The 13,272-nt window shown below is 57.7% G+C and carries 12 protein-coding genes; 3 read left to right on the top strand and 9 right to left on the bottom strand.

Going from position 1 to position 13,272, the window contains the following annotated elements; genetic code table 11:
• Positions 1–146 precede the first annotated feature (146 nt).
• From I2E45_RS05285 to I2E45_RS05275, 3 genes are read right to left on the bottom strand one after another with little or no spacing between them, the layout of a single operon-like run.
• Positions 147–911 carry an amino acid ABC transporter ATP-binding protein gene (locus tag I2E45_RS05285; RefSeq protein ID WP_229058846.1) on the bottom strand — a complete coding sequence of 255 codons (765 nt, stop codon included), beginning with the start codon at positions 909–911 and terminating at the stop codon, positions 147–149.
• Positions 904–1,557, bottom strand: coding sequence for an amino acid ABC transporter permease (locus tag I2E45_RS05280; RefSeq protein WP_195444758.1), 654 nt, complete (start codon positions 1,555–1,557; stop codon positions 904–906). Before I2E45_RS05280 ends, I2E45_RS05285 begins: the two co-directional genes overlap by 8 nt.
• Positions 1,557–2,417: a transporter substrate-binding domain-containing protein gene (locus I2E45_RS05275; protein ID WP_138375044.1), complete on the bottom strand. Its 861-nt coding sequence runs from the start codon at positions 2,415–2,417 to the stop codon at positions 1,557–1,559. The genes I2E45_RS05280 and I2E45_RS05275 overlap by 1 nt, the downstream gene beginning before the upstream one ends.
• 349 nt (positions 2,418–2,766) lie before the next feature.
• Here I2E45_RS05275 and rlmD point away from each other — a divergent pair, with 349 nt between their 5' ends.
• Entirely contained in the window at positions 2,767–4,203 is a 1,437-nt protein-coding gene (rlmD, locus tag I2E45_RS05270) for a 23S rRNA (uracil(1939)-C(5))-methyltransferase RlmD (RefSeq protein WP_195444757.1), read from the top strand.
• A 78-nt stretch (positions 4,204–4,281) separates the two neighbouring features.
• On the opposite strand, the gene I2E45_RS05265 is transcribed toward rlmD, so the two are convergent.
• The 5 genes from I2E45_RS05265 to tilS all read right to left on the bottom strand — a co-directional run bounded on the left by I2E45_RS05265 (position 4,282) and on the right by tilS (position 11,014).
• Positions 4,282–5,103 (bottom strand): phosphatase, encoded by an 822-nt coding sequence (locus tag I2E45_RS05265; RefSeq protein WP_195444756.1) that lies wholly within the window; start codon positions 5,101–5,103, stop codon positions 4,282–4,284.
• Between the two features lie 165 nt (positions 5,104–5,268).
• Positions 5,269–6,453 (bottom strand): pyridoxal phosphate-dependent aminotransferase, encoded by a 1,185-nt coding sequence (locus I2E45_RS05260; RefSeq protein ID WP_195444755.1) that lies wholly within the window; start codon positions 6,451–6,453, stop codon positions 5,269–5,271.
• Between the two features lie 189 nt (positions 6,454–6,642).
• Positions 6,643–8,778 (bottom strand): ATP-dependent zinc metalloprotease FtsH, encoded by a 2,136-nt coding sequence (gene ftsH / locus I2E45_RS05255; RefSeq protein ID WP_195444753.1) that lies wholly within the window; start codon positions 8,776–8,778, stop codon positions 6,643–6,645.
• A 1-nt stretch (position 8,779) separates the two neighbouring features.
• A complete protein-coding gene (gene hpt / locus I2E45_RS05250) occupies positions 8,780–9,328 on the bottom strand; it encodes a hypoxanthine phosphoribosyltransferase (RefSeq protein ID WP_006235600.1) in 549 nt (182 codons plus the stop codon).
• 147 nt (positions 9,329–9,475) lie between these two features.
• Positions 9,476–11,014 (bottom strand): tRNA lysidine(34) synthetase TilS, encoded by a 1,539-nt coding sequence (tilS, locus tag I2E45_RS05245; RefSeq protein WP_195444751.1) that lies wholly within the window; start codon positions 11,012–11,014, stop codon positions 9,476–9,478.
• A 48-nt stretch (positions 11,015–11,062) separates the two neighbouring features.
• Here tilS and I2E45_RS05240 point away from each other — a divergent pair, with 48 nt between their 5' ends.
• On the top strand, positions 11,063–11,872 hold the full coding sequence (locus I2E45_RS05240; RefSeq protein ID WP_195444749.1) for an MBL fold metallo-hydrolase: 810 nt from the start codon (positions 11,063–11,065) through the stop codon (positions 11,870–11,872).
• 82 nt (positions 11,873–11,954) lie between these two features.
• Here the strand turns inward: I2E45_RS05240 and I2E45_RS05235 are convergent, their stop codons facing one another.
• Positions 11,955–12,386 (bottom strand): Hsp20/alpha crystallin family protein, encoded by a 432-nt coding sequence (locus I2E45_RS05235; RefSeq protein WP_040359532.1) that lies wholly within the window; start codon positions 12,384–12,386, stop codon positions 11,955–11,957.
• Positions 12,387–12,663: 277 nt separating this feature from the next.
• On the opposite strand from I2E45_RS05235, the gene I2E45_RS05230 reads away from it, so the two are divergent.
• Positions 12,664–13,131, top strand: coding sequence for a hypothetical protein (locus I2E45_RS05230; RefSeq protein ID WP_152067536.1), 468 nt, complete (start codon positions 12,664–12,666; stop codon positions 13,129–13,131).
• Positions 13,132–13,272: the final 141 nt, after the last annotated feature.

Raw genomic sequence — 13,272 nt, 5'->3', positions numbered from 1 at the left:
GGCACACGTATGAATACAGGCGGCGAGAGGAAGAGATAAGCTTGTGAGGCGATTATTGAACCCCGCCGATGCAAACAAAAAGCCGCCACAGACCGTAAGACCTGCGGCGGCTTCGCCTCAATTAATAGTTGAGCAAATACCTGAGCCTATCCCTCGATACGGCTCAAAAACTCACGCGTGCGCTGCTCGCGCGGATGGTCGATAACCTGCTCGGCCGGACCCTCCTCGACAATGCGGCCTCCGTCCATAAAGACCACGCGATCGGCAACATCGCGCGCAAACTGCATCGCGTGGGTCACGATCACCATCGTCATATTCTGCGCGGCAAGGTCTTTAATGACACGCAGCACCTCGGCCGTTAGCTCGGGATCGAGCGCCGAGGTCGGCTCGTCAAAGAACAAGATTTCCGGGTCGAGCGCCAAGGCGCGGGCGATACTCACGCGCTGTTGCTGACCGCCCGAAAGCTCACACGGAACCTTGTTCTCGTTGCCCACAAGCCCCATCTGAGCAATCAATTCATGCGCACGAGCTTCCGCCTGCTCGCGCGGGCGCTTAAGAACGCGGATCGGCGCATCGGTGATGTTTTTCATCACGGTATAGTGCGGGAACAGATTGTAGTTCTGAAACACCAGGCCAAATCGCGAGCGCGCCTGCCTGGGCACATCGCCCTTCGCATAGACCGCGCCCGAACCCGCATCCGTCGCAACGGCAAGGTCGCCAAACGAGAGCGAGCCTCCGTCGAGCGTCTCGAGCAGCGTGGCACACCGCAGCAGCGTGGACTTGCCGCCACCCGAAGGCCCGATAATCGCCACGACCTCTCCACGCTTTACCTCGAGCGAGATATCCTTGAGCACCTCATTGCCGCCAAACGCCTTGCGAGCGTTTTCGATTTTCATCACTGAGTTAGTCATGATAATAGTCCAGCTTCTTTTCGGCGGCGCCCAGCAGCATCTCGACCACAAAGTTAAAGACCCAGTAAATCAGCGCCGCGATCGCAAACGGTACCATGCTCACCTGCGAGGCAACCAGGGCCTTGGCCGTCGAGAACATCTCGCCCACGCCAATGGCAAACGCCAGCGACGTGTCCTTGACCAGCGTGATGATCTCGTTGCCCATCGCCGGCAGAATACGCTTGGCGACCTGAGGCATCACGATATACAGAAACGTCTGCACGCGCGAATAGCCCAGCACCTCGGCAGCCTCGTATTGACCGCGCGGAATGGACTGCAAGCCCGAGCGATAGATCTCGGCAAAGTAACCGGCGTAGTTGATGATGAACGCCACGACGCACGCCGTCCACTTGGAATCGGGCGTGAGCGAAATGCCAAACACGTAGTACGGGGCAAAGTAGATGGCAAACATCTGCAGCATGAGCGGCGTACCGCGCATGACCGAAATGTAGATGCGCGCAATCCAGCGAAGCGGCGCGATTTTGCTCATGCGCATAAACGCCACGGGAATTCCCAGCGGAATCGACCCCAACAGCGTCAGCTCAAACAACTGCAAACTGACCAAGAAACCCTGGCCAAGCATCTGCATCATGACCTGAATAGACATTACTTGAGCACCCAATTATCGAAAGACAAACCATAGCTTGAATATTTATCGCAGAGGTCCTTGACCGTGCCGTCCTCGTAGAGCGCCTTGAGCGACTCGGCTACAGCATCGGCCGACTTGGTGTCGCCCTTCTTAAAGCCAACGGCGTAGTGCTCGCTGGACAGCGGCTCATCAAGCTGCGTATAAGCATCGGGCTTGGCGGCAAGCTGATACTGGGCAATCGAAAGGTCGCAAGCCACGGCATCGACCGCGCCGCTCTCGAGCTGCATAAAGGCCGTGTTGTACTCGCCGATCGTGTCGAGCGTGGCAAACGTCGCCGCCAGATCCTTCTGGTCACCCTCGAGCACATCCTGCGCAGCGGAATCGGTCTGGGTAATCACGGTCTTGCCGGCAAGATCGTCCCAGCTCTTGATGCCCGCGTCCTTCTTGACCACGAGCACTTGCTCGTTGAGCATGTACGGCTCAGAGAACGTGTAGTCATCCTCGCGCCCCTCCATGGTAAAGCCGTTCCAGATGCAGTTGATGGCGCCCGAGTTAAGCAGCGTATCCTTGGCGTCCCAGTCGATGGCCTCGTATTTGACCTCCCAGTCCTGCTTATCGGCAACAGCCTTGGCCAGATCGAGATCAAAGCCGGTGTACTCACCATCGTCGCCCACAAAGCCGTACGGAGGATAGGACTTATCAAAGCCCACCACGAGCTTCTTGGACTCCGCAGCGCCCTTCACATCCTTGGCTGCAGCAGAACCGGCAGCGGAACCCTTACCGGCACCACCGCCGCAACCGACAAGACCAAGGCCAAGCACCGTGGCGAGCGAGCCGGCTAGACCAACAAATTGACGACGAGACATATCGGTATTCATGGTATTCCCCCTTGATGGCACTTTAGTTAGGTAAAGTGAGTCATGTAACGTTCAGAATCATACACTCTACCTTGATAAAGTACAAGGGAGGGTTTGCCCGGCGTGGGCGGGGAGCGGCGCGTAATTAAGTTTCCTGCTCTACAGTCCTGCGCAAGACGGAAAGCACATTAAGTGCTTTCCTTTGCGTGCGGAACTCGCGATAAACTTAATTACGCGCCGCTCCCCGCCCACGCCGGGCAAACGTCGTTGGGCTTATCACTGACAGGAAATGGACGCCTGCATATCGTCCGCTAGCTTGGCACGGTACAATGCTTTCAGATTTCAATTTATGCATTAGTGGGGTTAATTCATGGCAGAATCTCGTGCGGAGCGTAAGGCTCGTCGTGCTTTGATCGAGGCGGCTGAGGAGTCGGGGGAGAGAAAATCTTCTAAGAAATCCAAGTCGTCTCTGAATGCGAAGGGTAAGTCGGCTAAGGGCAAGCGTCCCGGCTCTCGTCGGAACGAGGATAAGGCATCTCAGACTCGCTCCAAGCGCTCGCATAAAGATCAGGTTTCGTCTGCGCGTAAGGCTGTGGACCCCAAGTCTCCCTGTTCGATCACGAAATCTTGCGGTGGGTGCACGGCGCTCAATCGTCCTTATAAAAAGCAGTTGGCGGCTAAGCAGGCTGCTATGGAGGAGCTGTTTGCCGAGCTTTGTGAGCGCGAGAGCATTGCTGTCGATCCTATTCGCGGTATGGGCGTCACCCTTGGCGACCCGGGTAAATATCCTGCGCCGCGTGGCTTTCGTCATAAGGCTGCCACTCCCTTTGCTCCCGGTAAGGAGGGCGCTGTCCGTTGCGGTTTCTTTGAGCGCGGCACGCACAAGATCGTTGCCGTACCCGAATGCCCCGTCGAGGCACCGGGCGCCCGTCAGATTCTCAACGGCATCGCACGCGAAGCTGAGCGGCTGCATATTCCCGCCTTTAATGAGGACAAGCATCTTGGTTTGCTTCGCTATGCCGTCGTCCGCTGCGGTTGGCGTACCGACCAGGTCATGGTCACGCTCGTGACCGCTCAGCGCGACTTGCCGCATGCGCAGGAGTTCTTTGAGGCTGTCGCCGCACTCGATCCGCGCATCGTCACCGTCGCCCAAAACATCAACGGACGCCCCGGCAACGCCATCCTCGGCGAGGAAACCCGCATCGTGTATGGCGCCGAATGCATGCGCGACCAGCTGCTCGGCTGCGAATTCGACATCTCCCCCACCGCGTTTTATCAGACCAACCCGCAACAGACCGAGCTGCTCTATCAGCTCGCTATCGACGGCATGGATTTGCACCAGGGCGATGTGCTCATGGATGCCTACTGTGGCAGCGGTACCATCGGTCTTTGCGCAGCTAAAGATGCCCAGAACAAGGGTATCGGCATTATGCTGCTCGGCGTTGAGCGCAACCCGGCGGGCATTGCCGACGCACGTCGCAATGCCGAGCTCAACGGCCTCACCCGCAGCGCTTGGTTTATGGCCGACGACGCCACCGACTACATCCTGGATGCCGCCGACAACAACGAACGCGTCGACGTTCTTTCCATCGACCCGCCGCGCGCCGGCTCCACGCCCGAGTTCCTCGAAGCTGCCTGCGCACTTAAGCCGCGCCGCATCACCTATATCAGCTGCAACCCCGTGACCCAAGAGCGCGACCTGCACCAGCTCCTCGACGGAGGCTATCGCCTGCTCAAGATCACGCCAGTCGACATGTTCCCTCACACCGACCACACCGAAACCGTAGCGGTCCTCGAACGCCGCTAACCAACCTCAGTAGATTTTTGGGACAAGAAAGGGGGCGACCCGCCTGGGCCGCCCCCTTCGCTTGGTTTATAAACTCCGCTACATCCCATTGCGCAGATTGCACACGCCGGCTGCCGCCATCTCGCACAGCAGCGTCTCGCGGTCGCGCGTCACGATCAAATCCAGTGGGAAGTGAATCTCGTCGAGCATCTTGCGCGCGTGATCGAGCTTGCCAATGGCCATGCCAATGTGGGCATCGGTCGACACGCCAATGCCCACGCCCAGCTCGGCGCAGCGCTCGGCAATCTTGCGGCATACGGCCCAATGCTCAGTGTCGACACCGTGTTCAAGACTATGGTTGTTGATCTCGATAATCTTGTGCTTGGCCTTAGCTGCCAACAGCACCTCGTCGATATCGAACGGCACGCCCGAACGCCCCGTGTGACCCAGCATGAACACCTTGGGGTGCTCCAGGGCATTGATATACATCTCGGTCGTCTGGGCCAGCGTCGCGCGCTCAGCAATCTGCGGATTATGCACGCTCGCAACCAAATAATCCAAATTACGCGTAACCAAATCGAACAGCGAATGCTGACGGCTGTACGAATCGCCGGCAATATCGAGCGTGACAGGAGTGTCCTCGCCAAACAGGCTTCCGTCCAGCGAAACGATATCGGCCTCGGCACCACGCAGCACCAGCACGCCGCTCCAAATGCGCGGCCAGATATCCTGGTTGATAAAGAACTGGTAACTGCGCAGGTCATTGGGGCAAGCCGTAACCATAGAGCTCAAATGGTCGGCAGATCCGAGCACCTGCAGACCACGCTCTGCCGCCCAGTACACATTCTCCTCAATGGTCGAATATGCATGCGCAGAGAACATCGTATGGGTATGAATGTCACAAGAAAGCAGGTAGGGCATCAGGTCTCCTTATCTGGCACGGCCGTCGCTTATATTCATTGTACGCATAGCCTTCGATAGTCGTAAAACCACTCCATCCCAAAGACACAACGTCCATGACAACGGGGTCCGGCTTAACACCAAACCCCGTTTCACGTAAAACATTGTAGGCAGAGCGCTTTACTTTTAACGATACTCGTCCGCCAACTGTTTCCAAGCGGGTAGCGAATTGACAATCGTTTCGTAGCTCACGCAATAGCCCAGGCGGAACCAACCCGGCATACCAAAGCTGTCCGAGGGAACCGCAAGCAACTCATACTTCTTTGCGCACTCGCAAAACGCATTCGCATCGGACTCCAACGCTTTCACCCATAGGTAGAACGCGCCATCCGGCTCAACATAGGTGTAGCCATACTCCGCTAGTGCGTCGGTAAGCGCGGTGCGGTTACGTGCATAGGCCTCAACGTCACTCGGCTCATCGATGCAGTCGATAATTACGCGCTGAAAGAGCGCCGGCGCGCACACGAAGCCCAGCGTACGGGCAGCACCCGCAACAGCCGGCATCAGACGGGCAGCCTGCGGATTGGTGTTGGGAACCAAGATCCAACCCACGCGCTCACCAGGCAGCGACAGCGACTTGGAATACGAGTAGCACACGATGGTGTGCTCGTAGATCGAGGGCACCCAAGGCACCTCGGCACCGTACACGATCTCGCGGTACGGCTCATCCGAGATGAGCATAATCGGATTCTCGGAATCGCGCTGAGCGTTGGCCTCGCGCAGAACATTGGCCAGTCGCGTCAGCGTGTCGCATGTATATACGGCACCGGTCGGATTGTTGGGCGAGTCGATAATGACGGCAGCCGTCTTATCGGTGATCGCCTTGAGCACGTTGTCCACGCTCAGCTGGAACGTGTCTTCATCAGCAGGCGCCTCAACACACGTGCAGCCGGCCTTCTCAATCCAAACGCGATACTCCGGAAAGTACGGGGCGATAACAATAACCTCGTCGCCCGGGTTCGTAACGGCGTTGAGCGTACAGGTGAGCGAAGCCGCGGCACCCACCGTCATAAAGACGTCCTTACCCTCATAGTTCGTTCCAAAGCGGCGGTTGAGCGATTCGGCGACGGCTGCTCGACATTGCGGCAGGCCCGGAGCGGGGGTGTAGCCGTGCAACTGATCACTCGGCAGCTCCAGGGCCTTCTTAATCGACTCAGCCACGGCAGCCGGCGCCGGAACGCTCGGATTGCCCAGCGAAAAATCGAATACGTTTTCCGCACCGATCTGCGCCTTGCGCTCAAGGCCATAGCTAAAAATCTCACGGATGATGGAGCTTTCCGCACCGCGAGCATACATAGTTTCGTTGATCATCTGTTCCCCTTTCGCATAGGCGCTATTGTACGCTTTAGCCGAGCAAAGTGCCGCAGCAATGTTGATTGGGGACAGACTTAAATGCGTGAAAACGCTCATTTAAGTCTGTCCCCAATCAACAGATGGCCCCATATCGCTCAAAAGAAAAAGCCTCCGCAGGTTTCCCCGCAGAGGCTTTCGCCACAAAGACTATTTGTCGGCGTCGGCGTCGGCATCGACGACGGCATGGTCATCGCCAGCATCATCGGATGCGACTTCGGCATCCTCCTGCATGGCCGCCTGCGCAAAGGCCGCGGCATCAGCCGCCAGCTCTTCCTCGCTCATACGGGGCGTGCGCTTCTTGGTCGGCATGCCGGCCGCCTTGGCATTGCGCTCCTCCTTGGCCGCCAGGATATCGCCCTCGCGCTCAAGGTAGGCGTCCCACTCGTTGTCGAGCAGGGCGTTCACGGCGTCACCCTCGACGGTCTCGCGCTCGAGCAGCACCTTGGCCATCAGGTCGAGCTGATCGCGACGGGCATCCAGGATCTCGACCGCACGACGATGGGCCTCACGCATAATGCGCTGGACCTCAATGTCGATGCGACGCGCCGTCTCCTCAGAGTAGTCCTGATGATCGGCATAGTCGCGGCCCAGGAATACCTGATGCTGCGCCTCACCAAACACCTGCGTTCCAAGCTCCTCGCTCATGCCCAGGCGCGTGACCATCTCGCGCGCCATCTTGGTCGCGCGCTCCAGATCGTTGCTCGCGCCCGACGTGATGTCGTCGCACATGAGTTCCTCGGCAACGCGGCCACCCAAGAACACGGCGAGCTCGTCGAGCATCTCGTTCTTGGTCTTGAGGAAGTGGTCCTCCTGCGGAAGCTGCAGCGTGTAACCCAAAGCCTGGCCGCGGCTGACGATCGAGATCTTGTGGACCGGATCGGAGTGCTCCAGGATGTGACCCACCAGGGCGTGACCGCTCTCGTGGTAGGCAATCGTGGTGCGCTCGGCCTCGGTCATCACGCGACCCTTGCGCTGCGGTCCGGCAATCACGCGCTCCATCGATTCCTCGACCTCGTCCATCGAGATCACGGAACGATGGCGGCGGGCAGCCAACAGCGCAGACTCGTTGAGCAGATTTGCCAGATCGGCGCCGGTGAAGCCAACGGTCATCTGGGCGAGCTTCTCAAACTTCACGTCCTCGTCCATCGGCTTGTTCTCGGCATGCACGCGCAAGATCTGCTCGCGGCCCTTCACATCCGGACGGTCGACCGTAACCTGAGGGTCAAAACGACCGGGACGCAGCAATGCCGGATCCAGGATGTCAGGACGGTTAGTCGCAGCGATCAGGATGACCGACTCGCTCTCCTCAAAACCGTCCATCTCGACCAGCAGCTGGTTGAGCGTCTGCTCGCGCTCGTCGTGACCGCCGCCCAAACCAGCTCCGCGCTGACGTCCCACGGCATCGATCTCATCGATGAAGATGATCGACGGGGCCTGGGACTTGGCCTCCTTAAAGAGGTCGCGCACACGGCTGGCGCCGACACCTACGAACATCTCGACAAAGTCGGAACCCGAGATGCTAAAGAACGGCACGCCCGCCTCGCCGGCAACGGCCTTGGCCAGCAGCGTTTTACCGGTGCCCGGAGGGCCAACCAGCAACACGCCACGCGGGATCTTGGCGCCCAGCTTGCGATAGCGATCCGGATCGCTCAAAAAGTCACGGATCTCCTCGAGCTCCTCGACTGCCTCGTCCACGCCGGCAACGTCTTCAAACTTGACCTTGGGGCGTGTGGCCTCGTTGGTCTTGGCGTTGGTCTTGCCAAACTGCATGTTCCTGTTGTTGGCGCCCATCATCTGGCGCATAAAGTAGAACATGATGGCGATAAGGGCGATCGTCGGAAGCACACTCATCGCCAAGTCGCCCCAAAAATCGGGATCGTTGGTGTTGACGATGTACTTGGTATCGGGGTGCTCCGCCATGAGCTCGGCAAGCGAATCGGAGCCGACATAGGTCGAGGAGAAGCTCTTGAGCTCGCTCGTATCGCCCTTGTCCTTCTTCGTCTTCCAGTAATGACCCGTCACGCTTCCGTCTTGAACCGTATAGGTCAGATCTTCGACGCGATCCTGCTTGATGGCGCTCACCATCTCGCTCGTCGCGAGCTTAACGGTATTGCTGGAATTGGCAAAGCCGGAGCCCATGTTAAAGAAGGCGTAGCCCAGAAGCGCGCAAGCCAAAATAAAATACAGCCAGCCCGTACGCGTGGGCTTCTTGCCTCCGGGCATCCCCGGGATCTTAGGCTCCCGGGGAGTCTGGGAATTGTTATCGTTATGGTCGTCGGGCATCTTACGAATAAACCTCCGGTTTCAAAATGCCCAGATACGGAAGGTTACGATAGCGCTCGGCATAGTCGAGGCCGTAGCCCACCACAAAGGCATCGGGGCAATGGGTTCCAACATACTTGGGCGTGATGGCCGAGGTGCGGTCCTCAACGTCCTTCCACAGGAAGGCAGCGACCTCCAGCGAAGCGGGCTTGCGGCTCTCGAGGTTCTTCATCAGGTACTTGAGGGTCAGGCCCGAGTCCAGAATGTCCTCGACGATCAGCACGTCGCGACCACGGATGTCGATATCCAGATCCTTAATGATACGCACGATGCCCGAAGACTTCACACCGTCGCCATAGCTCGAAACAGCCATGAAATCGATGTTGGTCGGTAGCTCAATCTTGCGCATCAGGTCGCCCATAAAGACAACGGCACCGCGCAGGACCGCAATCAGCACCAAATCCTTACCCGCGTAGTCGCGCGTAATCTCCTCGCCCAGGCGAGAGACGATACCGTCGATATCCTCCTGCGTGAACAGAACCTTCTCGATATCCGGATGTTGAGAAGCCATGACAACCCTTTCTTGTGCTTATCGCCCACACACCGCCGTATGGACGCGAACTTCACATTCTAGCAGCGCACGGGGTAAATTTACCAGCCCGTGCGCCATCAGCGCGGGAATACCGTCAACGTCGCACAGAATAGCAGGCGTGGGACGCTATTCCGCATCGACCACGCGGAGCAGATATGCCACGCGCGTTGCGGCCGTGCACTTAAAACGCTCGTCCGCGCGAACTCCGGCGACCCACACCACGGCACCTCCCGGCGCCGTCCTCACCATGGGCACGCCGGCGCGCTCGGAAACGGGAATGCGAGCCTCGCCTAGCAAGTCGGATACTTTCTTGCTTCGGCCACTCATCCCTAACGGGCACATCACGTCTCCCGGTGCGGGACCGTCCACCCACAGGCGCGCCAATCGCGCCTCGACAGGGATCTCGCCACGCGAGCCCGCCAGGATCCGCTCACTATCGCTGTCGGCAAAACCCAAGGCAGCCGCGTCTACCAAAGCTGTCACTTCCCCGGCAGCCGCAAGCTCACGGGCGCGGCGCACGATATCGCATCCCAGCTCAACGGCCATCGGCTCTGTGACCAGCATACGTCCCCCGCCCAACGGCAAACGACCGGGTACGGTAACCCAGTCCGCGACCAGGCCCTCGCGAGCCACCGGGGCCTTAAACGCCAGCATGCCAAACTCAACGCGCGCGTCAATTCCCGCCGGAAGCGTGACCGAGCCGGCACCCTCGGCAACGCAGGAAAGGACTCGCTCAACATGCCGCATCTCGGGACGAGCGTCCGGATCGATGCGCTTAATCGCCAGTCGCACGATGCGCCGCGCGATTACCACCTCGGCCGCAGCAAGGCGCCTGGCATCGAGCACCAGTGCGCCCGGTGCCTCTTTGCGCAAACAGCTTCGAAACGCCTGTGCCGACAGCTGGGATAGAAACGCATCTTCATCACCCAAGATCTCACAGGCGGCGCCAATCGTCTTGCACACGCTCGCATTACGCTGCGCCACCACCGGCATCACTCGATGGCGCACGTAGTTTCGCAGATACGAGATATCCTCGTTGCTCTCGTCTTCACGCCACGGCTGACCATGTACCTGTAGATAGCCCACGAGCTCGCCATGAGTTAGGTCGAGCAAGGGACGCACCACGATATTCCTCCGGCGAGGAATGCTCGATAGGCCAGCGGGCCCCGAACCCTTAATCGCGTTCATCAAAAACGTTTCCGCGCGATCCGAAGACGTGTGCGCGGTGCAGATACGAGCCGCCGTTCGCGGTGCCCCCGTCTGGGCGCAGAGCTCGCGAACATACCTCCGCGCCGCCGCATAGCGCACCTCGCGGGCTGCGGCCTCAATATTGCCCGACTCCCCATCAAAATAAGCGTGCTCCACGCACAGCGGTAAACCATATTTCGCGCAGAGCTCACGCACAAAGGCCTCGTCGCCATCGGACGCCTTGCCGCGCAGATGATGGTTCACATGCAGCACGTGCAGTCGCTCGCGCGCGATGGGGGCAACACCGCGTCCGTCTTGGATATCTAGCTTTGATGTGCACGCCATAAGAAGCAGTGCCGTCGAGTCCGCGCCGCCTGATACCATGAGCACGACAGGAGCAGCCTGCTGTCTCGTCCGGGTCTCATCGACTGCCCCAGGCACGGCATGGTGTCCATAATGCTGAGATACCGTAGGCATTTGCTTCCTCCTCTATTCGTCCGCACCCATTGTATCCTTTGGAATCTTATGTCTCGTCTGCACCTTCATATCCTCGGCAGTGGCTCTAAAGGCAACTGCGCACTCATCGAGGGCCCGCAGGGGCTCATTATGGTCGATGACGGACTGTCTCGCCGCGAGACATTAAAGCGCATGGCAGAACTGGGGCTCTCGACAGACAACGTCTCGGCTCTTCTCATTACTCATGAGCATAGCGATCACATCAAGGGCCTCGATGTCTGGTGCAAGCACTGGCATGGCCCCCTCTTTGCCAGCAGGGGCACTCTTTCGAGCAAAGAAAATCTTTCGCATCTGCCTGTCGAGGAATTCGATCCCGGTGACACCCTATCCATTGCCGGCATCCACGTGCAAACCTACTCGACGTCACACGATGTCATCAATCCAGTCGGCTATCGATTCGACACCCTCGATGATTCCATCGGCTTTGCCACCGACACCGGAGAGCTATCGAGCCAAGCCATGAACACCCTCAAAGATTGTCGAGTCCTCGCGCTCGAAAGCAACCATGATGTGACCATGCTGCGCGAGGGAGAATATCCCCACTTTCTTCAGGAGCGCATCCTGTCTGCAAGGGGACACCTCTCCAATGGCCAAGCCGCCGAAGCCGCGCGCAAACTTGTTACCGATCGCACCGAACAGCTCATTGCCATGCATATCAGCCAAGATAACAATCGTCCGAGCCTTACCGTCAAAAGCTATGCCAAAGCTCTGGCCGCAACCCTGGATGACGAGGTCGGCAGCTCCGCAACCCTTCTCCAAGGATCTCGAAAACTCTCGATACGCCCTTCGAGTCAGTATCAACCGGCAACCATTCAATAGACAGTCCTAGACAGCAAAAGGGGCCGAGAATCGCTTCCCAGCCCCTTTTGCTGTCTTTTAATAGCGCAGAACACCAACGAAGTTAGTCGATGGAGATCTTCGTAACGTTCTTCTTCTCGACGATCTTGGGAACCGTAACGGTAAGGATGCCGTCAGCGTACTTAGCCGAGAGGCCCTCGCTCGAAGCGTCCTTTAGATACACGCCACGCGTCGCGCTGTACGAGCTGAACTCCTTCTGCAGGAAGTTCTTGCCCTCGTTCTCCTCGTCTTCCTCGACATTCACGCTAATGGACAGACGACCCTCATTGAGCTCGACATCGATATCGTCCTTGGCGACGCCGGTCAGATAGGCCTTGACCTCATAGCCGTCGCCCTTATCCTCAACGTCAACGGGAAACGCCTTGGAAGCAATCGAGTTGTTTGCAAGGTCGGTCATATCATCAAACAGATCGAACAACGAGCTAGCAGAAGGACGAACGCCAAAAACCGAACGATAAGGAACCATGCTTGCCATGTTTACCACTCCTTTATAGGACTGCCGAGTCATCTTCCAGGTGACTGGGACTTCTTTTGACGCTCTTATATATGCCCACCCAGTGCTCATATATACATCGACTATAAAGTTTTTTGAGTCCAGTACTATAAGCATATCTAAGTGCATATGACTCAGGTTTTAGGAAGGTTAAGGTTCTTTGAACCAGAGCTTAAATACCGAGTATGTCCCCAGCTACAAATAACAAGGGGCTTACAATGAGCGCGTACACGTTGTTGGTAACGAGCTAAAGGGCATCATGGACGACCAAAACCAGAACAATATGTTTATGCCGACGCAGGGGGAAGATACTTCCACGCAGCCGCCACGGTTCCATCGCCCCCACATCTCGCAAGAGCCCATTAATGATCCGGAGCCCGAGTATGTGACGAGAAATCGATATCAAACGCTCGAGGATGCCCAAACGGGACGTAAACATATGGGCGTCGCCTCGGGAGACCCCGTATATCTGAAAGACGCACCATTATCTAAAAACAGCGCAGCTAGTGATGAGCCGATGAAAGCATCCGCCACTCATCAACAAAGAGGTCCTCGACCAAAGCAAACCTTGACGAATTCGGCTCGCTATCTCGAAACGCCAAAACAGGGAAAATCAATCTTCGTTTCGTCAAGTAAACGACGCAAGCAGCATCGACTGACAATCCTGCTTTTAATCATTGTGGCCATAGCAGTTGCCCTTGTTATTCGATTTATCTTCTTTAAATAAAGGCTCAATACCAAAAACGATAAGATCGTCTGGTGTAATTGAGTCATTTACGCCCCATAAACGCAAGACGATATGAGAAAGCCATTTGGGTCGCCTCCCCCGCGGCGCAGCTTCTTTCCGCGGGCTCGGGATGCCACAATG

The organism is Collinsella aerofaciens, assembly GCF_015555045.1.
Lineage (GTDB): Bacteria > Actinomycetota > Coriobacteriia > Coriobacteriales > Coriobacteriaceae > Collinsella > Collinsella aerofaciens_W.
Note: the sequence above shows the minus strand (reverse complement) of the source record. Positions and strands in the feature narration are given on the sequence as shown.